The 22931-nt window shown below is 56.7% G+C and carries 18 protein-coding genes; 8 read left to right on the top strand and 10 right to left on the bottom strand.

Features of this window, described 5'->3' with window-relative positions; all coding sequences use genetic code 11:
* The first annotated feature begins 1 nt into the window (after position 1).
* The 3 genes from treZ (at position 2) to glgX (ending at position 6379) form a co-directional block, all read left to right on the top strand.
* Positions 2–1783, top strand: coding sequence for a malto-oligosyltrehalose trehalohydrolase (gene treZ / locus CTZ24_RS22540; protein ID WP_208725847.1), 1782 nt, complete (start codon positions 2–4; stop codon positions 1781–1783).
* A complete protein-coding gene (treY, locus tag CTZ24_RS22545; protein WP_208725849.1) occupies positions 1780–4197 on the top strand; it encodes a malto-oligosyltrehalose synthase in 2418 nt (805 codons plus the stop codon). Before treZ ends, treY begins: the two co-directional genes overlap by 4 nt.
* Before the next feature lie 100 nt (positions 4198–4297).
* A complete protein-coding gene (gene glgX, locus CTZ24_RS22550) occupies positions 4298–6379 on the top strand; it encodes a glycogen debranching protein GlgX (protein WP_208725851.1) in 2082 nt (693 codons plus the stop codon).
* Here glgX and CTZ24_RS22555 read toward each other — a convergent pair.
* Positions 6366–7274: a LysR family transcriptional regulator gene (locus tag CTZ24_RS22555; RefSeq protein ID WP_208725853.1), complete on the bottom strand. Its 909-nt coding sequence runs from the start codon at positions 7272–7274 to the stop codon at positions 6366–6368. The two genes, glgX and CTZ24_RS22555, sit on opposite strands and share 14 nt — an antisense overlap.
* Positions 7275–7406: 132 nt before the next feature.
* On the opposite strand from CTZ24_RS22555, the gene CTZ24_RS22560 reads away from it, so the two are divergent.
* Positions 7407–8156 carry an SDR family NAD(P)-dependent oxidoreductase gene (locus CTZ24_RS22560; RefSeq protein ID WP_208725856.1) on the top strand — a complete coding sequence of 250 codons (750 nt, stop codon included), beginning with the start codon at positions 7407–7409 and terminating at the stop codon, positions 8154–8156.
* Positions 8157–8162: 6 nt separating this feature from the next.
* Here the strand turns inward: CTZ24_RS22560 and CTZ24_RS22565 are convergent, their stop codons facing one another.
* Both CTZ24_RS22565 and CTZ24_RS22570 read right to left on the bottom strand, forming a co-directional pair.
* Positions 8163–8888, bottom strand: a complete 726-nt coding sequence (locus CTZ24_RS22565; protein WP_208726614.1) for an SDR family NAD(P)-dependent oxidoreductase — start codon at positions 8886–8888, stop codon at positions 8163–8165.
* Positions 8889–8906: 18 nt separating this feature from the next.
* Positions 8907–9446: a 2,4'-dihydroxyacetophenone dioxygenase family protein gene (locus tag CTZ24_RS22570; protein ID WP_208725858.1), complete on the bottom strand. Its 540-nt coding sequence runs from the start codon at positions 9444–9446 to the stop codon at positions 8907–8909.
* Positions 9447–9726: 280 nt separating this feature from the next.
* On the opposite strand from CTZ24_RS22570, the gene CTZ24_RS22575 reads away from it, so the two are divergent.
* Together CTZ24_RS22575 and CTZ24_RS22580 are read left to right on the top strand one after the other, a co-directional pair.
* Positions 9727–11049, top strand: a complete 1323-nt coding sequence (locus CTZ24_RS22575; RefSeq protein WP_208725861.1) for an MFS transporter — start codon at positions 9727–9729, stop codon at positions 11047–11049.
* Between the two features lie 102 nt (positions 11050–11151).
* Entirely contained in the window at positions 11152–11604 is a 453-nt protein-coding gene (locus CTZ24_RS22580; protein WP_208725865.1) for an SgcJ/EcaC family oxidoreductase, read from the top strand.
* Between the two features lie 6 nt (positions 11605–11610).
* Here the strand turns inward: CTZ24_RS22580 and CTZ24_RS22585 are convergent, their stop codons facing one another.
* The 5 genes from CTZ24_RS22585 to CTZ24_RS22605 form a co-directional block, all read right to left on the bottom strand.
* Entirely contained in the window at positions 11611–12777 is a 1167-nt protein-coding gene (locus CTZ24_RS22585; RefSeq protein WP_208725866.1) for an alpha-hydroxy acid oxidase, read from the bottom strand.
* Positions 12778–12905: 128 nt separating this feature from the next.
* On the bottom strand, positions 12906–13667 hold the full coding sequence (gene fetB, locus CTZ24_RS22590; RefSeq protein ID WP_208725868.1) for an iron efflux ABC transporter permease subunit FetB: 762 nt from the start codon (positions 13665–13667) through the stop codon (positions 12906–12908).
* Positions 13654–14319 carry an iron efflux ABC transporter ATP-binding subunit FetA gene (fetA, locus tag CTZ24_RS22595; RefSeq protein WP_208725870.1) on the bottom strand — a complete coding sequence of 222 codons (666 nt, stop codon included), beginning with the start codon at positions 14317–14319 and terminating at the stop codon, positions 13654–13656. Before fetA ends, fetB begins: the two co-directional genes overlap by 14 nt.
* Before the next feature lie 98 nt (positions 14320–14417).
* Positions 14418–16064 (bottom strand): lipid IV(A) 4-amino-4-deoxy-L-arabinosyltransferase, encoded by a 1647-nt coding sequence (gene arnT, locus CTZ24_RS22600; protein WP_208725871.1) that lies wholly within the window; start codon positions 16062–16064, stop codon positions 14418–14420.
* Between the two features lie 141 nt (positions 16065–16205).
* Positions 16206–17198 carry an FUSC family protein gene (locus CTZ24_RS22605; protein ID WP_208725872.1) on the bottom strand — a complete coding sequence of 331 codons (993 nt, stop codon included), beginning with the start codon at positions 17196–17198 and terminating at the stop codon, positions 16206–16208.
* 294 nt (positions 17199–17492) lie between these two features.
* Here CTZ24_RS22605 and CTZ24_RS22610 point away from each other — a divergent pair, with 294 nt between their 5' ends.
* Together CTZ24_RS22610 and CTZ24_RS22615 are read left to right on the top strand one after the other, a co-directional pair.
* Positions 17493–18872 (top strand): glycoside-pentoside-hexuronide (GPH):cation symporter, encoded by a 1380-nt coding sequence (locus tag CTZ24_RS22610; protein ID WP_208725873.1) that lies wholly within the window; start codon positions 17493–17495, stop codon positions 18870–18872.
* Positions 18869–20905 carry a glycoside hydrolase family 31 protein gene (locus tag CTZ24_RS22615; RefSeq protein WP_208725874.1) on the top strand — a complete coding sequence of 679 codons (2037 nt, stop codon included), beginning with the start codon at positions 18869–18871 and terminating at the stop codon, positions 20903–20905. The genes CTZ24_RS22610 and CTZ24_RS22615 overlap by 4 nt, the downstream gene beginning before the upstream one ends.
* Positions 20906–20961: 56 nt before the next feature.
* On the opposite strand, the gene CTZ24_RS22620 is transcribed toward CTZ24_RS22615, so the two are convergent.
* Both CTZ24_RS22620 and CTZ24_RS22625 read right to left on the bottom strand, forming a co-directional pair.
* Positions 20962–21846: an NAD(P)-dependent oxidoreductase gene (locus CTZ24_RS22620; protein WP_208725875.1), complete on the bottom strand. Its 885-nt coding sequence runs from the start codon at positions 21844–21846 to the stop codon at positions 20962–20964.
* Positions 21839–22930: a 4-oxalomesaconate tautomerase gene (locus CTZ24_RS22625; RefSeq protein ID WP_208725876.1), complete on the bottom strand. Its 1092-nt coding sequence runs from the start codon at positions 22928–22930 to the stop codon at positions 21839–21841. The genes CTZ24_RS22620 and CTZ24_RS22625 overlap by 8 nt, the downstream gene beginning before the upstream one ends.
* Position 22931: the final 1 nt, after the last annotated feature.

Consider the following 22931-nt stretch of genomic DNA (forward strand, 5'->3'; position numbering starts at 1 on the left):
AATGGAGTCCAATACCTTTAACAAAAGTTGGGGTGCTGAGTATGCACCAGACGGCAGCGTGCGCTTTCGCCTCTGGGCCTCCGGCCAGCGCAGCGTCACACTGCGTCTGGCAGGCGTTGATCATGTGATGGAGACCAGTGGCAACGGCTGGTTTACATGGCAGGAGAGCCATGTGACGCCAGGTACGCCTTATCAGTATCTGCTGGCCGATGGCACGCTGGTGCCCGATCCCGCCTCACGCGCGCAACAATCCGATGTGAATGGCCCCTCGCTGGTGATTAATCCCAACCACTATCCCTGGCAGCACCCTGACTGGACCGGACGCCGCTGGGAAGAGAGTGTTTTCTACGAGTTGCATATCGGCACTTTTACACCGCAGGGCACGTTTCAGGCGGCGATTGAAAAGCTGCCGCACCTGGCGGAACTGGGCATCACCATGATTGAGCTACTGCCGGTTGCGCAGTTTGGCGGTAACCGTGGCTGGGGTTATGACGGCGTGCTGCTCTATGCCCCCCATTCGGCCTACGGCACGCCCGATGAGCTGCGGGCGCTGGTGGATGCCGCGCACGGGTTGGGTATCTTAGTGGTACTGGATATCGTGCTTAACCACTTTGGCCCGGAAGGCAATTATCTGCCGCTGTTATCACCGGATTTTTTCCACCAGCAACGGATGACGCCCTGGGGGGCCGCAATCGCCTATGATGTCGCGCCGGCACGTCACTACATTGTCGAAGCGCCCTTGTACTGGCTGAAAGAATTCCGCTTTGATGGCCTGCGCTTTGACGCCATCGACCAGATCAAAGACCCATCCGGGCAACACGTATTGCTGGAAATCGCTGAGCGTATTCGTCAGGAGATCAGCGACCGGCAGATTCATCTCACCACCGAAGACAGTCGCAACGTTATTTTTCTGCATCCACGCGACCCGGACGGCAGCGCGCCACTGTTTACCGGCGAGTGGAATGATGACTTCCATAACGCGATTCATGTCCTCGCCACCGGTGAAACCCATGCGTACTACACCGATTTTGCCGACCAGCCGGAAAAACTGCTGGCCCGCATCCTGACGCAGGGCTTTGCTTATCAGGGCGAAGTCTCGCCCCACAGCGGCAAGCCACGCGGAGTGGACAGTTCCGGGCAACCGCCGGTGGCTTTTGTCGATTTTATTCAAAACCACGACCAGGTCGGCAACCGCGCCCAGGGTGACAGGCTGCTTACCCTCGCCGGAAAGGCTCGCACTCAGGCATTGTTTGCCACCTTGCTGCTCGCACCACATATTCCATTGCTGTTTATGGGTGAGGAGTATGGCGAGACGCACCCTTTTCTGTTCTTCACCGATTTCCACGGTGATCTGGCAAAAGCCGTACGCGAGGGGCGTGCCCGCGAGTTTACCGGCCATGCCGGACATGAGGCTGACAGCGTGCCGGACCCAAATGCCCGCAACACCTTTGTGAAGTCGAAGCTCGACTGGTCGAAAACCAGCGGCAGCGAGGGACAAGCGTGGCTGGCGTTGACCCGGCAACTGCTGGCGTTGCGTCAGCAACATATCGTGCCATTACTGAATCACACGCCCAAGGGCCGGGTTATCACCATCGCGCCAGGTTTGGTTGCAGTCAGTTGGCATTTTCCCGCAGGGACCCTGTCGCTGGCGCTGAATATCGGCGAGCAAGCACAGCCGCTGCCAGCGCTGCCCGGTACTACCCTGTTTAGCTCGACTCCGGTGACCGCTTCGTTGCCACCCAATTCGGTGATCGTACGGCTGGCGCTGGAGGATCAACCATGACCATTCCAACCGCAACTTACCGCATTCAGTTTCGTGACGGCATGACGTTTGATCGTGCCGCCAGGCTGGTGCCTTATCTGAAAAAGTTGGGCGTGAGCCATCTGTATGCCTCCCCCATTTTCACCGCTACCACCCATTCCACCCACGGTTATGATGTTACGCGGGCCACGCAAATTGACCCGGCATTAGGTGGACGGGCGGGTTTTGATCGCCTGGTGCAGGCACTGCAAAACGCCGGTCTGGGGCTGATCCTCGATATCGTGCCCAATCATATGGCGGCTTCGCTGGAAAATCCGTGGTGGCGTGATGTTATCGCGCACGGCGAGCACAGCCGCTACGCGCATTTCTTTGATATTGACTGGTCGCGCCCGCTGACGCTGCCGTTTCTCGGCACACCTTTTTCCGAAGCGTTGGAAAAGGGAGAAATCAGCGTCAAAGCCGATCCCCTCACCGGTCTGCCCGCTTTCGCGTATTACGACAATGTTTACCCACTGACACTGGATAGCTGGCAGGGGCTAAATCTTCAGGACAAGGTGGACCTTACCGCGCTGCACGAACGCCAGCCCTATCGGCTGATGAGCTGGACCGATGCACCGCGCGATCTTTCGTATCGGCGTTTTTTCGAAATCACCGGGCTGGTCGGCGTGCGGGTCGAAGACCCGGAAGTATTTGACGCAACCCATCAGCTGATTCTCGAACTGGTGCACAGCGGTGCGGTCAACGGGTTACGTATCGATCATATTGATGGTCTGGCCGACCCCAAAGGTTATCTGACACGACTGCGTCAGCAGGTCGGCCCGGCGTGCTATATCACGGTGGAGAAAATTCTGGCAGGCGATGAAGCGCTGGCCGCAGACTGGCCGGTATCTGGCACCACCGGTTATGAATTTATCGCCGCCCTCGCCGATGCGCTGGTCGCCGGCCCTGGCATTCAGGCGCTGCGCCACGCTTACAACGCGGTAACCGGCAAGTCACTGAATATGGACGCTGAATTACGGGCGGCGAAAGCGCTGATGGTTGATCGCAATTTCGCAGGCGAATTTACCCGGCTGCTGGCACTGGCGCAGCAACTGGTCGCCACTGACTCACTGGAGAACGATCTACGTGAATTGCTGCTGGCCTTCCCGGTATATCGCACCTATGCCACCGCTGCGGGGTTACCTGCGACTGATGACCTGCTGCTGCAAAAAATTGTGGCGCAAATCGGGGCGGATACCCCGCTAACCCGGCTTTTTCGCGGTACGGCGCCGGATGACGCCACCGCGCTGTTTCGCACCCGCTTTCAGCAACTTAGCGGCCCGCTGATGGCAAAATCGGTAGAGGACACCCTTTTCTTCCGTCAAAGCGTGGCGCTGGCGTTGAATGAAGTGGGTGCAGAGCCACTGGCAGGTGACTTCTCGCCAACCCGTTTCCACCGCGCAATGCAGGCACGACAGCAACAACAACCCGCCGGACTTTCCAGCACCTCCACCCATGATACCAAGCGCGGCGAAGATGCCCGCGCCCGTTTGTATGCCCTCAGCGAAGCGCCAGAGCGCTGGGCAGCCGCGGTGGCGCGCTGGCGACAGCTGCATCAGCCATTCGTCCGGCAGTTGCGCGATGGCCCGGCCCCGGAACCGGCGGTGGAGTGGCTGCTGTATCAGGCGCTGGCAGGGGTGTGGCCGGTAACGCTGAAACCCGATGACGCGCCAGCATTACAGGCGCTGGAAACACGTTTTATTGATTTTGTCGAAAAAGCCCTGCGCGAAGCGAAACTGCGCACCGACTGGGCGGAGGACAATCAACACTATGAACAGACGGTGCTGGCCTACGCCCGTCAGTTACTGTCGCCCGACAACCCGGACTTTTTGCAGGATTTCACCACCACGCTCCAACCGTTTATTCATGCCGGGCTGGCAAACAGCCTGAGTCAGACGCTGATCAAGCTGGTCGCACCAGGCGTGCCGGATATCTATCAGGGGAGCGAAGCACTGAATTTTAGTCTGGTCGATCCCGACAACCGTCAGCCACCCGATTTTGCCCGGCTACAACAGATGCTGGCTGAGTCGCCGCCCTACAGCTGGCTCAATGGCCAGATAAAACAACAGGCGATCGCCGCGTTACTGTCTGTGCGCCAGCAACATGCGCCGTTGTTTGACACCGGTGCTTATCTGCCGCTGGCAACCTCACGGGACGATGTGATTGCCTTTGCGCGCACCGACGGAGACGCAGCGCTGTTGGTGGTGGTGCCGCGTCTGCCGTTCACGGCGTTTCAGGGGCAGTTGCCGCATCCGCTGCCGCGGGCACCGATTGATCTGCCCGCATCGCTGACTGCACGCCGCTACCGTGACGTGCTGCAAGGCGGCGAAATTGACGTGGGCGATACGTTGATCAGCGCTGAGCCTTACCTGGTTTTATTTAGCAGCTCACAATAACTGCGCGATAAATCGCGCCGCTACCGGATTCATACGACTCGTAGCGGCGAGATTTATCGCGCATATCGAAATCAGGTGTTTATTTACAGGAGAGGGAACCATGTCACACACCAAACCTGGCGTTATTACCGCCGGTTACAGCTATCCGCTGGGGGCCAATTTCGATGGTGATGGGGTGAACTTTGCCCTGTTCTCCGCGCACGCTGAGCGCGTCGAACTCTGCCTGTACGATGACAGTGGACAGCATGAAATCGCCAGATTTGACCTGCCGGAGTACACCCATGAAGTCTGGCATGGTTATATTCCTGGCCTGCAACCTGGCGCGCTATATGGTTATCGCGTACACGGTCCGTTTGATCCGGAAAATGGTCACCGTTTTAACCCGCATAAGCTGCTGCTGGACCCCTACGCCCGTGATCTTTCCGGTGATATCGCCTGGAACGAGGCGCATTTCGCCTATGATTTACATCACGACGGCGAAGACAAGGATCTGACGTTTGATACCCACGACAGCGCCGCCTTTACACCAAAATGTCGGGTTATCGATCCCAACGAATTCGACTGGCACGACCAAAACCGCCCCGTTATCCCCTGGTCGCAGGCCATCATCTATGAAACCCATGTCAAAGGCTTCACCCAGCTTAACCCGGCCATTCCTGAAGCGCTGCGTGGCACCTATGACGGCATGTCGCATCGCGCGTCGGTGAATTATCTCAAAAGCCTGGGCATCACCTCGGTCGAGTTATTGCCGGTGCACTGGTTTCCCGACGACCAGCATCTGCTGGATAAGGGACTGAAAAACTTCTGGGGTTACAACACGCTGAACTTCTTTTCCCCTGCGGCGCGCTATTTTGGCCCACGCGGTATCCAGGGGTTTCGCGATATGGTACGCGCGCTACACGATGCCGGTATCGAGGTGATTCTTGATGTGGTGTATAACCACACGGCGGAGGGCAACGAACTGGGACCGACCCTGTCGTTTAAAGGCATCGACAACTACTCCTATTACCGCACCCTGGCGGATCAGCATCGTTACTACGTTAACGACACCGGCACCGGTAATACCGTCAACACCTCACACCCACGAGTGTTGCAGATGATTATGGATTCCCTGCGCTATTGGGCTGAATCGATGCATATCGATGGTTTTCGCTTCGATCTTGGCACCATTCTGGGACGTGAACCCGGAGGGTTCGACCCACGCGGCGGCTTTTTTGATGCCATGACCCAGGACCCGGTGTTAGGGAAACTGAAACTGATCGGTGAACCCTGGGATATCGGCCCTGGCGGTTATCAGGTTGGCGCATTTCCACCTGGCTGGGCGGAGTGGAACGACAAATATCGTGACACGGTACGTGAATACTGGAAAGGCGACAATGTCTCCAGCGATTTTGCCGCGCGTCTGCTCGGATCCGGCGATTTGTATGATCAACGTGGTCGCCGCCCGTGGGCCAGCATCAATTTTATCACCGCCCATGACGGCTTTACCCTGAATGACCTGGTGTCGTACAACGAAAAACACAATGAGGCCAACGGCGAAGAGAACAACGACGGTCACAACGACAATCGTTCGTATAATTACGGCGCAGAAGGCCCAACCGACGACGAACACATCAATGCGGTGCGTGAACGCCAGAAGCGCAATTTTCTCGCTACCCTGCTGTTTTCCCACGGTACCCCCATGATGCTGGCCGGTGACGAGTTTGGCCGCAGCCAGATGGGCAACAATAACGGTTACTGCCAGGACAGCGAAATCTCGTGGGTTCACTGGGAAAACCTGCCCGCCAGCGCCGACGCGCTGCGCGAATTTACTCGCCAGCTTATTCGGTTGCGCGCCAGTCAGCCGCTGCTGCATCGCGAGAACTGGCGCGACGGCATGGTGATTGAATGGTTCAACGCCGGTGGCGGCCTGCAACAGTCGGAGCACTGGGAAGAAGGCACGACCCTCGGCATGTATATTGGCCGTCCCGACCTGCAAACCGTTGAGGGTATCTGGCATGACGTGTTGATGCTGTTTAACCCATTTGAAGGCAACGTGCCGTTCCGTATCCCACAGTTTGGTGAAGGAGGCTGGGTGCTGGAACTGAGTACCAGCGACAATTATCAACCCGGATTAGTGATCACCAAAGAGAAAGATTTCGAGCTGGAAGGCCGCAGCCTCGCGCTGTTCAGACGCCCCTGAGACGTTGTGGAAACACCGCAATCAGCCAGTCAATAAACACCCGCAACCGCTGCGTCACATGGCGGTTTTGCGGGTAAACCACATGAAACGGATAGGCGGCCGGTCGCCAGGGTTTGAGGATCTCCACCAGCGCCCCTCGTTGCTGCGCTTCCGCAGTGGCATAGGTAAAGGTCTGGATTATCCCCAGCCCGGCCAATGCCGCCGCCAGATGTGCGTTGCTCTCGTTGACACCGATACGGTGCTCGCTCTTGATCTCGGTTCTCTCCCCCTCACGCATAAAGCGAAACGGAAACGGACGCCCACTTTGTGGTGACAGGTAGCTGATCAACCGGTGGCCGTTTTTTAACTCATCCGGGTAAGCTGGCACGCCAAAAGCTTTCAGATAGCCGGGTGTGGCGCAGGTAATCATGGTGGCATTGCCGATATGGCGGGCGATCAACGATGAATCGCTCAGCGGCCCACCGCGAATCACGCAATCGACGTTGTCGCTGATCAAATCCACTGCGCGATCCGACACCCCCAGATCAATGCGGATATCAGGATAACGCGCGAGAAAATCGGGGAGCGCCGGAATCAGCACATCGCGGGCGGTTGAGCCGCCAACATCAATGCGCAGATGTCCACGCAAACGGCTGCTGACCACGTTAAACGACGCATCGATATCCTCCAGGTCGCGCACGATACGCAGCGCTTTTTCGTAGTAATCGCGCCCTTCCGCCGTCACCGTGACGCGGCGCGTGGTGCGTTGCAGCAAGCGAATCCCCAGATGCGCCTCCAGCTCCTGCACCAGCTTGCTCAAGGTAGCATTCGGCATATCGAGTGAATCCGCCGCGCGGGTAAAATTCCCCGCTTCCACCACGCGGGCAAACGCCCTGATCGCCAGCAGTTGATCCATTGCGCCCTCAGTTATTATCCATGTATGTGAATAGTCCTTTTCATTTTACACGATTTATCACTAAACGCGGCAAGGTTACATTGCGTCCATGCACTACACGACACGTTAAATCATCAATCTGGAGAGACAAACATGAACGCATCACTGAAAGGTAAAATTGCATTGGTTACCGGTGGCACCAGCGGTATCGGTCTGGCGTCAGCACAAGTCCTGGCAGCACGCGGCGCGCAGGTGTTTATTACCGGACGCCGTCAGGCAGAACTCGATGCCGCCGTCGCCAGCATTGGCGCAGCCGCTACCGGCATTCGCGCTGATGCGTCGGTCCTGAGCGATCTCGACGCCGTATATGCTCAAATCGCCCAACAGGCTGGCCGCCTTGATATCCTGTTCGCCAACGCCGGTGGCGGCGATATGTTGCCGCTCGGCAGCATCACCGAAGAACATTTTGACCGTATCTTTGGCACCAACGTACGTGGCGTATTATTCACCGTACAAAAAGCGCTGCCGTTGCTGAGTGACAAGGCGTCGGTAATTCTTACCGCCTCCACCACCTCGGTGAAAGGCACCGCCGGATTCAGCGTCTACAGTGCCAGCAAAGCCGCAGTGCGTAACTTTGCCCGCTCATGGGCGCTGGATGTGAAAGAACGCGGCATCCGCATCAACGTGGTCAGCCCTGGTCCGATTCGTACCCCAGGGTTAGGTGAACTGGTTAGCGAAGAGCAGCGTCAGGGTTTGTTTGATGCGCTGGCCGCGCAGGTGCCGCTGGGCCGTCTCGGTGAGCCGGAAGAGATTGGTAAGGTAGTGGCGTTTCTGGCCTCCGACGATTCCAGCTTTATTAACGCCACCGAACTGTTTGTTGATGGTGGTATGGCGCAGATTTAGTTGTCATTACGCGGTTAAATACCCGCCATCCACCGGTAAAATAATCCCGGTAATAAACGACGCCGCCGGACTGCACAGGAAGGTCACCGCCTGTGCCACATCGTCCGGCTGGCCCCAACGTTTCAGCGGCGTGCGTGACAGAATCGGTTGCGCACGTTGCGGATCATCCTGCAACGCCTGGGTTAATGGTGTTGCAATCCACCCCGGCGCAACGGCATTAACGCGGATTCCCTCCTCCGCCCAGGCAATCGCCAGTGACTTGGTGAGCTGCATAATCCCGCCCTTGCTGGCGCTGTACCCCGGAACCAAACCGCCACCAAAAAAACTCAGCATCGACGCAGTATTAACGATACACCCCTGGCTTTGCGCCAACTTTTCACGCGCGGCACGACAACAGCGCATTGTTCCGCTGAGGTTAATATCAATCACTTTTTCAAACACCTCCACCTCATGCTCCCTGCCCCGGCTGATAATCCCGGCACAGTTCACCAACAGGTCGAGTTGCGGTAACGCGCCGAACACATCCATGATCGCCTGGTTATCACGCACATCCAGTTCCTGAATGCGAACCCGTTCGCTGGCGGCTAACTGATGCTGCTCGCTGCCGACACCCGCCGCGATCACCTCCGCACCGAGGCTGGCAAGCTGGCTGACAATACCGGCGCCGATGCCACTGGTGCCCCCCGTGACCAGCGCGGTTTTCCCGGCAAACAATGTCGGGTGAAAAGTCATCATGCGGGTTCTCCCTGTCTAACGAATAAATTGATCGACAAAATCGCTACCCAATCCGACCGCGTCGTAGTGCTCACGGCACATCGCGATTTTAGTGAACACATCCTCGAACCCAATATGCTCTCCCCAGGGATCGACGTAATACATACAGCCATGTACCTGGAACAGGGTGATCATCTCTTCCACGTCCGGGTCAACCACCAACGTATGCGTCTCGCCTGGCGGTTCGAAGACGTAACCGCCTTCTACCGCTTCCCAGTCATGTTCGAGATAGCGCCAGCGTCCTTTCAGCACAAAAGCATGAACCGGGGCAGGATGACGGTGACGACTCAGCACCCCGGACTTGCGTACTTTCAGCAAGTTCATCCAGTAACCGGCAGACCGGTTGAGGCATAGCGGGCGAAACCAGACGTTTTCTGCCTGGGGCACCCAGATACGGTCGTCCAGTGGTACCGCGTTCGGGATGACCAGGTCCGGCACCATTTCGGCGGGCTGGCTGAACTGATAAGGCATACGACGCAGGGTTTCTGCGTCCGGTGAGGTGTCATTACGCTTCATCGCTGACTCCGTTTTATTAACAATTAAGTTACATAGATTTAGTCGCTGATAACGGCTGTTGGCAACAGGCCACAGGTTGAAATGTGGACACCATCACGAAAATCTGACATGTTATAATTAAGTATAACATCAGCGTATCCTCCTGAATACAGGAGCGCCATAGCGCGCAAATTCCGCCATTTGTGATCGCTATCTAAACAATAAACTCTGCCTCTTGCCGCTTTCACCTGACCCATGACTATTATTCTGACATGTCAGTTAACAACAACAGGATATCGCTATGTCATCGCATCAGGTTGTGGGCAGGAAACGTTGGTTTGTTGCTTTTGTGTTACTTTTGGGCGGTTTTATCAACTATCTCGATCGCGCCAGCCTGGCGGTGGCCGCGCCATCGATGATGGCTGACCTGCATCTCACCAACACCGACATTGGGTTAATGGGGTCGGTGTTTTCCCTGTTTTTTGCCTTTAGCCAGTTTCCGGCTGGCTGGCTGGCGGATCGCTTTGGTCCCCGTAAGGTGTATGCTTCGGCAGCCTCCTTGTGGGGACTGTCGACTATGATCACCGGGTTATGCACCAGCCTACCGGCGCTGCTGGGCGCCCGTGCCTTGCTGGGGATGACCGAAGCCCCCGGCTGGCCGACCTCCGCCAAAATCACCTCGATTTGGTTTCCGCGCAAAGAACGGGCGCTGGCAAGTTCCATCTGGGATGCTTCCTCACGGTGGGGACTGGCATTCGCCCCACCGCTGCTGGTGTTGATGAGCCTGCATTTTGGTTGGGGAGCGCTGTTTTATCTGGCGGGTAGCCTTGGGGTAATTTTTGGCCTGATCTTCTTCTGTCTCTATCGCCATCCGGAGCAACATCAGGGGCTTGGTGATGCGGAGAAGCAGTACATTGTCGCTGGTGGCGGTGGCAGCGTCTCCAACATCCCCCGCGGCAAACGCGTGAAATGGCGTGAGTTGTTCCGCTATCAATCGATGTGGGGAATGATGCTTGGCTGGTTTTGCTACATTTGGCTGTTCAATATCTTTGTCACCTTTCTGCCCCTGTATCTGATGAAAACCCAGCATCTCTCCCTGAGCAGCATGGGGGTGTACGCCAGCATTCCTTATCTCGCCGGTATTGTGGGTGCCGCGCTGGGCGGTTATGCGGTGAAATGGCTGATCGATCAGCGCAAAGTGGCCGAACCACTCAAGGCGAAAAAAGTGGTGATTATGGTCGCGGCCTTAATCAGCGGCGCAACCACCGTTGCCGTGCCTTTTTGTGATTCGCTGATCGGCGCACTCAGCATGATGACAGTGGCGATGTTTTTCCTCTCCGCCGTCTCCTGTACCTGCTGGGCGATCCCTGGCGATGTCGCGACCAATGATATTGTCGGTTCCGTATGCGGCATCCAGAACTTCGGCGGCTTCTTTGCCGGCGCGCTTTCACCGTTGGTCACTGGCTATATTGCCGATGTCACCGGTTCTTACGCGCTGGCCTTTATCAGCGGGGGCGTCATCGCGGCCCTGGCCGGGTTGTGTTACTGGCTGCTGGTACGTAAACCGATTGAACATCGCGATGCGCCTGTCGCCCGTGACACCGTGCCGGTCAGCAATCTTTGAAAAATGCGTTAATGGCCGTGGCGGTAGCCAAATCTTATTTGTCAGGTGGGTAATTCTTGCTATCCATGAAGGCGAGGAAATCACTTAACGAAAGGGAATCAGATGAAAAAATCACTTACCGCCGTTGCTGCATTGCTGATGGTTTCAGGTTCTGCGCTTGCTGCCACCCCGGCCAGTTGCGTGAAGGTGGACCAGCAGCAAATCGAAGCTTTATTTGATAAATGGAATGCAGCGTTAAAAACGGGCAACGCGAAGCAGGTTTCCGACCTGTATCTGGAGGATGCGGTGCTCCTGCCGACGGTATCAAACCGGGTGCGTCTGACTGAAGCGGAGCGTATTGATTACTTTGCGCATTTTATGGCCAATAAGCCGAGCGGCAAGATTGATAGCCGTACCATTCGCATCGGTTGTAACAAAGCGGTTGATACCGGCACCTATACCTTCACTTATGCCGACAAGCCTGCGGTTTCCGCCCGTTATACCTTTACTTATGCCTGGACGGGTAGCGAATGGAAAATATCCACCCACCACTCGTCCGCCATGCCGGAGGGATAACCCCGATCAATTGTGCCAGTTCTGCTGGCTTACGCCATTAATATCATGCACCAGGCCAGGATGCAGATCCCTGGGGGAACTGCATCCCAACTGCGCCAGGGTGCGATCTATTTCGGCAATCATCGATTGCAGCGTGGCATTCACCAGCGCTTCACCTCCCGCCGCCACGGCATACAGCAGTGGCCGCCCGAGCAACACCGCATTGGCACCCAGCGCCAGCGCTTTCACCACATCAGTCCCCCGCCGAAAACCGCTGTCGATAAGGATGGAGAAATCTGGTCCCACCGCTGCGCGAATGGCTGCCAACACCTGCATCGGGCTGAAGGTGCCGTCCAGCTGACGGCCACCGTGATTGGACAATACAATGCCGTCGAACCCCAGTTGTCGGGCAATCAGCGCATCCTGTTCGGTCATAATGCCTTTGATATACAACGGCCCCAACCATAACTCGCGCACCCAGCGCAGGGTTTCCCAATTGAGGGTGGGATCCATCTGTTGGGCAAAATAGGTGGCAGCGTTCAGACCACGTTGATATTCCGCAGGAAGATAGGGTTTGAGATTACCAAACCCCGGCATTCCGGCCGGACGTAACGTGCGCCATACCCAACCTGGATGGCTGGCGACATCGGCCAGGGCTTTGACGGAGAGTTTAAGTGGTCGCCGGTAGTGTGATTTATCGCGCTCACGGTTACCGAAATGTACCGCATCCACGGACACCACCAGCGCGGAACATCCCGCTGTCTGGGCACGTTCAATCAGACTCGCAGTGACCTGGCGGTCTTTCAACACATACAACTGGAACCAGCGTGGTCCCTGACTCACCGCAGCGCTCTCTTCCAGCGAGGCAGTGGACACCGTGCTCTGGATATATCCGATCCCATTTTGTGCTGCGGCGCGCGCCAGCATTAAATCGGCCTGGTAACGCAACATGCCATTGTAGCCGGTTGGTGCCACCAGTAACGGTGCCGCCATTGAGTCATTGGCGAGTGACGTTTGCAGACTGCGCCTGCTGGCATCCTTCAATACCGCCGGTTTAAACATCCAACGGGCGAAGACCTCACGATTATGGCGCAGCGTTTGCTCGTCATCGGCACCACCATCAACATAATCAAAGGCAAATCCCGGCAGCGCACGCTGCGCTGCCCGGCGTAAATTTTCCCAGTTAATCACCATATTGGCGAGTTAATCCCTGTTGGTTAGGTGGTTGAGACAGAGTAGATGGGGGGATGGGTGTTGTCGATAGTTTCTGGTGTCGTGCATCCTTTGCTGCGGCGCAATAAATCGCGCCGCTAACCATCGGTTCAGAATCTGAGCTGCGCCCTGTCATTATAAAAGCGTCGATAGGCCAGGTAGACCGCGATGATGGTAGAAAGACTGGCGGTGCCAATTAACATAAAGGTCACCATAATCTGGTACTTGATGGCTTTAACCGGATCGATCCCGGCAAAGATTAAACCGGACATCATGCCGGGTAAACTCACCAGTCCTACCGTTTTTGCCGCATCCACCGTCGGGATCATCGCGGCGCGAATGCTCTCGCGGATAAGCGATGCGGAAGCCAGTTTTACCGAGGCACCAAGGCTCAACATCTCCAGAATTTTTTGCCGGTTGTCAGCGAAACGCTGGTTCAGGTTGCTGTAACATAAGCCCACCGCCACCATAGCATTACCGGCAATCATCCCGGAAATAGGGATCACCTGCATTGGCATAAATTCAATGGCGCCGCTCAGCACCAGAATCACCAACGTCAGCGCCGTACCGCTGGTGATGGCGACAAAAGAAATCACAAAGGCATGATCAATATTACGGCTGCGTTTGCGCGCGTTCGCCGCCGCATTGACGCAGATAAATAACACCATCAACACCGTTAACCCGTCATTATTGACGTCAAAAATCGATTTCAATACATAACCGACGACCACCAGTTGCACAATGGCGCGGCACACACTCCAGATAATGTCTTTACTCAGCCCCAGCTTCTCTTTCTGGCTAATCAGCACCGCAATCAGCACCAGGACCAGCGCCATAACCAGTGAGGAGTTGGTGATATTATGCTGACTCATGGTCGTTCCTCTCTGGTGCGTGCAGTTTCAGCACCCGTGATGCCTGGTGGATTTCCTCAACGTCATGGCTAATCCAGATCACCGCCACCCCCTTGTCAGTCACCATCTCGCTGATCAGTCGATGGATCAGTGCTTTATTGTCTTCATCGAGGGCGCTGGTGACTTCATCCAGCAGCAACACCTGCGGCAGAAACTGCAAATTACGCAGCAAACCCACCCGCTGTTTTTCACCACCAGAGAGTTGATCGATTTTTTTATCCAGCGTGTCAGCGGGCAAATTGACTTTTGCCAGGTCGTTAATGAACGCGTCACGGTTGGGTTTCTGTTGCCGAATCTGCCACGGCAGCGCCAGATTGTCATAAACGGTACTGCCGAACAGCACCGGCGTCTGGAAGCAGTACGACACCTGTTGCCGATACGTTTCGGCTTTCAGTTGCGTGATATCCTGGTTTTGCAAGCGTATCTGCCCGCTGCTGGGGGCGAGCAGCGATGCAATTATCTTCAGCAACGTGCTTTTCCCACTGCCTGAAGGACCGGTCAGCAGTAAAAAATCACCGGGGTTGAGTTGCAGTGAAACGGGCGCCAGTAACTCGCGACCTTCCTGTGAAAACGTAACGCCTTGCACATCCAGCAAGGGAAAATCGTTGGCCATCGTTATCCATCCCTAACAATCTACATTTGCAATGACGGGCTACCGGTCACTGACCAGACAGCCCTGCGCATATTACCAGAAAGGTGATGAGGATAAGCTTAAGGTGCGGCGTCATATTGCAGGAATACCAGACGCCCCTCGCGATAGACCCGTTGAGCCAGGGGCAAATCGTCGGGCATATCGCCACCTCGCTCTAACAACAGCACCAAAGATACCGGGCCGCGTAATTGATGTGAGGCAAGCCACTGACGGAAATCCGCCCTGGAGACAAAACGCGACTGAGAATCGGGATACGCCAGCCCGTAAAGCAGCTCATTTTTCTTCGCGTAGAAATGGATATCGTTGCGCTGTAAATGCCAGGCGATGGCGGAAGCAATGCCGGGATCGTTACTCAAAATATAACGGCTGACCGCGAGTTTTTCGGCTATTTTGCTGACAAACACCTCGGGTTGGTTAGCATTCTGCACACTTTCGGGAATCGCTTTGCCTACGCACAGCGCCAGCGCCAGCGGGCAAAGCGCCGCCAGTTGCCAGCGTTTAAGACTGGCGAAACCGGCCACTGCCCAGCCCGCAAACGCAACGAGCGCCAGGGTTAGCGTCAACATCTCATGCGATTTAAACAGCGACTGCCCCCCTATTCCCCAGGGAGCCAGCACCACCACCAGGGCAAACAGTCCGAGGCAACCAAACAGGATATTGATCCAGGCGTTCAGGCGCAGAATCCGGCTCGCCCTGCTGGCAAGGGTGTGACCGTGATGCGCCATCAGAATCGCCAGTGGCGCAAAACAAGGCAGGATATAGGTGAGCAACTTGCCTTTCGCAATACTGAAAAACAGCAACGGCAACAGGATCCAGCACAACAAATAGAGGCCACCTGGCAGCGTTTTTCTTTGCTTCCAACCACTGCGCAGTGCACCGGGCAGCAGGGCCAGCCACGGCAGCGACCCGGCGATAACAACAGGCAGGTAGAACCAAAACGGTGCCTGATGTTGCGCGTTGGATTGTGCAAAGCGCTGGATATGCTCCACCCAGAAGAAGTAGTGCCAGTAATCAGGTTGCTGATGATGAATAGCCAACGCCCAGGGTGCACAGAGCAGCGCGGCACTGACAATCGCCACCGGGCCGAATATCAGCAATTCGCGCCAACGATGATGCCAGACAGCCCAGGGAACGATAGCCAGTACCGGCACCGCCAGCGCCAGAAAGCCTTTGGCCATAAAGCCCATGCCACAGGCCAGGCCCAACAGCACGTAACCCAGCAGCCGCTGTCTGTGATTCACCGCCCCGGCAGCAAACCAGTAGCTGCACATCGCGGCCACTAACCATAACGACAGCATTGGATCGAGCACCGCATAGGTGCCAATACCGTATACCAACAATAAGGTGAGGAAGATAAGGCCCGCGGTCAGCGCCACCGCACGCTGAGCATAAATGCGCCCTGCCAGCCAGTAAACCAACAAGGCGCTGAGTAACGTGGCAACCACCGAACCAATGCGCACACCAAAACGGCTATGACCAAACAACCACTGCCCAATGTTATTAAACCAATATCCGGCAATGGGCTTTTCGAAATAGCGAATGTCGAAAAAGTAAGGGGTAATCCAGTTGCCACGTTGCAGCATTTCCCGACTGATCTCGGCATAGCGCGTTTCATCAGGTTGCCAGAGGTGGCGAAATTCGAGCGGAATAACGTAATAAAGGAGCAGCAAAATAAAAAGCAAACACGATTTGGTGGTAACGGTCATGCACATTTCCCTGTGAGTCATTCACATCGCACTGGTCTTCCCGGCCAGTGCCTGTATCCATATCGGGAATAAGACCCTGGTTTTGTCGTTCGGTTTCACTGACAGAATATAAAAATGCCAGCACAAACAATGAAGCCTGGATTATGAGGAAGTATCGACGGTTGGCGCCATGCTTAATCTGAAAACCACAATCGCCACCACCACACCAATCAGGGTGTCGAGCGCTCTGGCAGCGAACAGAGAACTCACTTCGCTAAAATCCCGGCCCCCGGCCGCAATCGTCAATGCATTGGCGGTGATAAACACCGTGGCGGCGGCGTATTGCAGCACCACCCCTATCTCGATAGCGAACTGCAACACGCCAACCGTCAACGCGATCCATAACCCTTGAGGATTGAGCGTCAGAATGCTCCACGCCAGCACCAGTCCAACCAGCGTACCCAAAAGCCGGTTAAAGGCACGCCGGGAGGTTCCCGGTAAACCATCCGGCTGGTTAAGCACCACCACCACCGCCGCCATTCCCCAGTACGCATGTTCCAGCCCGAGGATGATGCCGATCGACCCGGCCACCAGCGTGCCAAAGGCGACCCGTGCCGCGGTACGTCTGGCGTTTTCTTTGATTACCTTATCCGCAGCCGGGCTGTTGTCGGCTTCGGCCCGTTCTAACAGGCAACCCAGCATATGCGCCAGCCACGAGATTGCACCACCACACAGCACCCACAAGCCACTCAACCCGGGATCGACGCTACTGTCTGGCATGCCAGTGCCGCTGGCACAGGCCAGAGCAAACATATAGGCACCCGGCGGGCCAATCTGTTGTCGGTTGCAGATCAAGGTCGCAAGAGAGGCAATACCGGTCACGGTCACCACACCGAGCCACGGATAAGGCGCGACGAGAATCCCCAGGGTGACGATAACCGCCAACGCCACCGCAATGATCGCCAGCAGACGCGCGCGTCTGCCCCAGGGGAGGCCATCGCCGTACAACGCCGTAAATCCCCCGATGGTCGCCAGCAGGCCCGCCTGAAGATGTCCGGCGTAATAACCCAGCACCACTGGCAAACCGCAGCATAGCCCCGCGCGCAATGCGAAAGGCAGACGGTGCCGCAGAGCGGCTGAAAGTGGCTTGCTCATCGTTTTCTCCGCGATAGCGTGTTAGCACTCCATTTGTAGCGGCGCGCTTTATCGCGCCACAACGGTCTGAGCTAAACGATAATACCGGACGATCAATTCTAACCCGTTGATTAATGGTAGCCCGTTGCACTTTGCCTGCCATGTTAATTTTTTGTTGTTATTCTTGTTACCCGTATCACATAAAGTAAAAAACATAAAACCTGAAACAGATCCCGCAATTGTCTCATCCCGGCCCGCTTCCTATAACTAACCGTCGATTGACCCTTAGCGATATAAAGACAGGCGGGACTCTTTATGCAAACAAGCTTAACGATAAAAGAAAAAATCAGTTACGGACTGGGCGATATGGCCAGCCATATCGCGATTGATAACGTCATTATTTTTCTCACGTTTTATTACACCGATGTGGTGGGGCTACCGGCGGTGTTTGTTGGCACGCTGTTTTTACTGGCGCGTGTCGCCGATGCGGTGATCGATCCCGCTATGGGCATGGTGGCGGATCGCACCCGTTCACGTTGGGGACGATTTCGTCCGTGGCTGCTGATGCTGGCGGTGCCGTTTGGTGTGAGCTGCATGTTGATTTACGCCGTGCCGGAAAGCCTGTCGCTGACGGGAAAAATGATTTACGCCGCGGCGACCTACAGCCTGATGATGTTGATGTATACCGCCATCAATATTCCTTATTGCTCGATGGGGGCGATTATCACCACCGACGACACCCAACGTATCTCATTACAATCGTGGCGCTTTTTCCTCGCCACTCTCGGCGGCGCGATGTCCACCTTTTTGATGATCCCGTTAGCCACCTGGCTCGGCGGTGGTAACAAACTGGAGGGCTATTTCGCCGCCATGTCGATTATGGCAACGCTGGCAACCCTGATGTTTTTTATCTGCTTTCTGAATACCCGTGAGCGCGTCAACGCGCCCGCCAGCCACGGCCACTTTCTTGCTGACCTGCGTGATTTGTTACGTAACGATCAGTGGCGCATTGTGGCGCTGCTGGTGTTCTGCAACATCTCATTCGGCGTCGTGCGTCTCGGTGCCATGATGTACTACGTCACCTATTTTCTCGGTAACGCCAGCCTGTTTATGTGGCTACTGGCGGCACACATTGTCGGCAAAAGCGTTGGTAGCGTGCTGGCAAAACTGTTGACGCGCAACGTAAGCAAAATCACCGCCTTTACCCTCAGCGCCATCGTCACCGGCGTGTTAAGCATCAGCATCGTGTTTCTGCCCGGCAACCTTGTGCTGCTGGTGGGCATGACCTTTATCGTCTCCAGTTTCTATCAGGTCACTACCACGCTGATGTGGGTAATGATGTCGGATGTGGTTGATTACGGTGAATATCGTCAGGGCAAGCGCCTCGACGGCACCGTGTTCTCGACGCTGCTGGCGGTGTTGAAAATGGGGATGGCAATCAGCGGGGCGATCGTCGGCTGGACTCTCGGCCTGAGCGGTTATGTTGCCCAGGCCGCACATCAGCAACCCAGCGCAATGATGGCCATCGTCGCGCTATTTTCAGTCATCCCTGGCGTGCTGGCACTGTTCAGCGCGCTGGCGATGCGCGGTTACAAACTTAACGACGCCACCATGCGAACCATCAATCAAAACAAACTGGCAGCACAGCCCGCCACAACCGGCCCCACCGTGCTGCAACCACAGGAGTTGTCATGAGCGAATTACGCGCCGAATCCCAGCGTATTATCTGGACCTTTGACCGTCAGACCCTGGTTATCGAACCCTGGGGGGCAAATAGCCTGCGGGTACGAGCGACCTGCCAGGCGGCACTGACTGACAACGACTGGGCCTTGTTAGCGCCAACGCCTTGCGAGCCAGACATCCAGCGCGAGCCTGAATCGCTACGTATTCGTAACGGCAATATCACCGCCGTGGTCAATATTCGTGGTCAGTTGGCCTTTTACAACCAGCACGGTGAACTGTTGCTGGAAGAGTTCTGGCGTCAACGCAGCACCGTCGGCATAGGTGCGACCGAAAAGAGCCAGGACAAGTACATCAGCGCATTGAAACTGGACGCCCGCACCTTCCGCCCGATTCCCGGCGGGAAGTATCAGCTCAGCGTGCGCTTTGAAGCGCGGCCAGAAGAGAAAATCTACGGCATGGGCCAGTACCAGCAGGATTGTCTGGATCTGAAAGGGTGTACGCTGGAACTGGCACAGCGCAATTCGCAGGCCAGCGTGCCGTTTATGGTTTCCAGCCTTGGCTATGGCTTGCTGTGGCACAATCCGGCGATCGGTGAAGTGACCTTCGGCAAGAACGGCACGCGCTGGCAGGCCGAGGTGACGGACCAGATGGATTACTGGATCACCGCAGGCGATACCCCGGCGGATATCGTGCGCCAGTATGGCCGTGCCACCGGCACCGCACCCATGATGCCGGGCTTTGCTACCGGTTTCTGGCAATGCAAGCTGCGCTATCGTACCCAGCAGGAAGTGCTGGAGGTGGCGCGTGAGTATCGCCGCCGTCAATTGCCCCTTTCGGTCATCGTTATCGACTTTTTCCATTGGCCGAATCAGGGAACCTGGTGTTTTGATGCCCGTGACTGGCCCGATCCACGGGCGATGGTAGCAGAACTGAAGGCAATGGGGATTGAAACTATGGTTTCGGTCTGGCCTACGGTGGACAGCCGCAGTGAAAATTATCGTCTGATGAAATCCAAAGGCCTGTTGGTAAACAGCGAGCGCGGCGTCTCGGTGAACCTGGATTTTATGGGCAACACCACCTTCTTTGATGCTACCCATCCCGCCGCCCGCGAGTTTGTCTGGCAGGAAGTGAAGCAAAACTATTACGATCACGGGATTCGCACTTTCTGGCTGGATGAGGCTGAGCCGGAATACCGCGCCTACGATTTTGATAACTATCGCTATCATCTCGGTCCGGTACAGGAAGTGGGCAATATCTATCCGCAACTGTTTGCGCGTGGTTTTTATGAGGGGTTGCAACAGCAGGGGGAAAGCGAAATCGTCAACCTGGTGCGCTGCGCCTGGGCAGGTAGCCAGCGTTACGGCGTACTCGCCTGGTCGGGTGATGTTCACTCCTCCTTCCACGCGCTGCGCAATCAGTTCACTGCCGGACTGAATATGGCGATGGCCGGTATTCCGTGGTGGACCACCGATATCGGCGGCTTCCAGGGCGGCAACATTCACGATCCGGCGTTTCACGAATTGCTGATTCGCTGGTTCCAGTGGGCGGTGTTCTGCCCGGTGATGCGGCTGCACGGCTACCGCGAACCGCAGATTGAACCAACCGAAGCCTGGCGTGACGGCATTGCACAGTGCAACAGCGGCTCGCCCAATGAGGTGTGGAGTTACGGCGACGAGAATTTCGCCCTGATGAAAAGTTGCCTGCTGCAACGTGAACGGCTGCGCCCCTATATTGACGGGCTGATGCGCGAAGCCCATGAACTGGGCGATCCGGTGATGCGCCCGCTGTTTTATCACTATCCTGAGCAAGCCGAGAGTTGGCAGGTGGAAGATCAGTATCTGCTGGGCCGCGATCTGTTGGTGGCCCCGGTGCTGCACGCTGGACAGCGCGAACGCGACCTCTGGTTACCGGCGGGCGATCAGTGGATTGCGCGCAATGGCGAGCGTTACCAGGGGGGACAGCGTATCACCGTTGCCGCCCCGCTCAGCGCCATCCCGGTGTTTTTACGCGTCGGCGGCAGCGCTGACGTGCTCGAAAACCCCTAGCGCAATAAATCGCGCCGCTACCGCCCGTAGCGGCGTGATTTATCACGCGTATTTTTTTACGGTTTTTCCGCCAGTTTCGTCAGCACCGCACGCCAGCTAAACGGCACCACATCCAGGTAACGCAGATGATGGGCGCTAAGCTGGGCCGGTAAATCGGCCTGCACATGACGGATAGCCTGACTGAGGGTGCCCGCCAGCCCGACATCCTGAAGCGTTTTCACCACTTCCTGCATCTCTTCGGCACGGCGCACGCCGTGTTCTGCCACCCGACTGATCAGATAATCTGGCAGCTCGGCCTGCCATCCCAGCGACGGGAAACTGGCATGCAGCGATTCCAGCACCGCGTCTTCCACGCCATAACGTTGCGCTGCGCCGAGGCACTCGGTGGTTAACGCTTCCAACCCTTTAATCATCACGCTGCGACACATCTTGATGGCAGAAACCGCACCGACCTCTTCGCTGGCGGCGCGCGCCTGACATCCGAGTTCACTCAACTGCGCGGCAATCTGCCTCGCCTGCGTGCCGCCGAGTAGCAGTGGCGTCGCGAGCCGTTTTGGCGGAACCGGGGCCATCACCGCCACATCGATATAACGCCCCGCCCCCTGAGCCACGGCACGCGCCGCCGCGCGTTTCGTCTCCGGTGCTACGGAGTTGAAATCCAACAGGGTTTGCCCCTCGCGTAACAGCGCGGCAGCCTGTTCGGCGACCGCAAACGCGTTACCGGCGGTCACCAGCGACAGCACCAGCTCCGCCCCTGTCAGCGCCAGCGCAAGGTTGCCCGCAGGCTGTACACCAACCTGTTCGGCCTGCGCCTTCAGCGCATCACCTTCCGCATTAAGAAACTTTTTGTCCCACACCTTCACCTGTGCGCCCAGGCTTGCCAGGTCCTGCGCATAGATCCGTCCGGCCTCACCAAAGCCGATAATCGCGATGTTAGTCATTGACCTTCCCCTGCCAGAGTGAACCCGGTACCGCTACCGCACCGATAAACAGCAGTCGGGCGGTGCGAATCAAACCGCTGCGGATAACGTTGCCGGCTTCATCACGCTGCAACATCACGCTGAATTCGCCACTCGGGTGTTCCACCGCCAGCCGTTGTTCACGGCCCGCCTCCAGCCGCGCAATGCCCTGCGCAACCGACCCCGGGATCAGACAAGCCGTTGCCACGCTCACTGCGCCCAGCACCCCGATGGAGGCGTGGCAACGATGCGGAATAAAGGTGCGCGTCGATACACAGCCACCGTGATTCGGTTCGGCTATCAGCGTCATTTTTGGCACGGTACGCGCAGCAACATCGCCCAGATTCATCCGCGGTCCGGCCTGTAGACGGATCGACTCCAGCCGCGCTTTGAGTTCGTCATCATTATCCAGTTGTTCACGGCTTTCACGCCCGGTACGCCCGAGATCGGCAGCACGTACCAGCACCACCGGCATACCGTTATCGATACAGGTCACGGCGACACCGGCAAAGTGATCCTGCGCCTGGCCGGTGGGCAGCAGTGCGCCACAACTCGAACCGGCGATATCGGTAAAATTCAGCACCTGTTGCGCCGCATAACCCGGAACGCCATCAATCTGAACATCGCCTTCATACTCCACCGCGCCATCCGGCGTGGAGAGTTGCGCTTCGGCGATCTGCCCGGTATTGACCATAAAAATGCGCACCCGCGTTAGCGCCCCCTGGACCGCCACCACGCCTTTCTCGATAGCAAACGGGGCCACCGCCGCCAGAATGTTGCCGCAGTTCTGCCCGTAATCAACCAGCGCTTTATCGACATTCACCTGGGCGAACAGGTAATCCACATCGGCATCTGCACGGGTTGACGGCGAAATGATCGCGACCTTGCTGGTCAGGGGATCGGCACCGCCGATCCCGTCGATCTGACGTGCATCAGGCGAGCCCATCACCGCCAGCAGCACCCGATCGCGCAACGCCGGGTCGGTTGGCAAATCCTGCGCCAGAAAACAGGCGGCTTTCGAGGTGCCGCCACGCATTAACACACAGGGGATCAGCGTCTGTTTCATA

The sequence above is a fragment of the Pantoea phytobeneficialis genome, from assembly GCF_009728735.1.
Taxonomy (GTDB): Bacteria; Pseudomonadota; Gammaproteobacteria; order Enterobacterales; family Enterobacteriaceae; genus Pantoea; species Pantoea phytobeneficialis.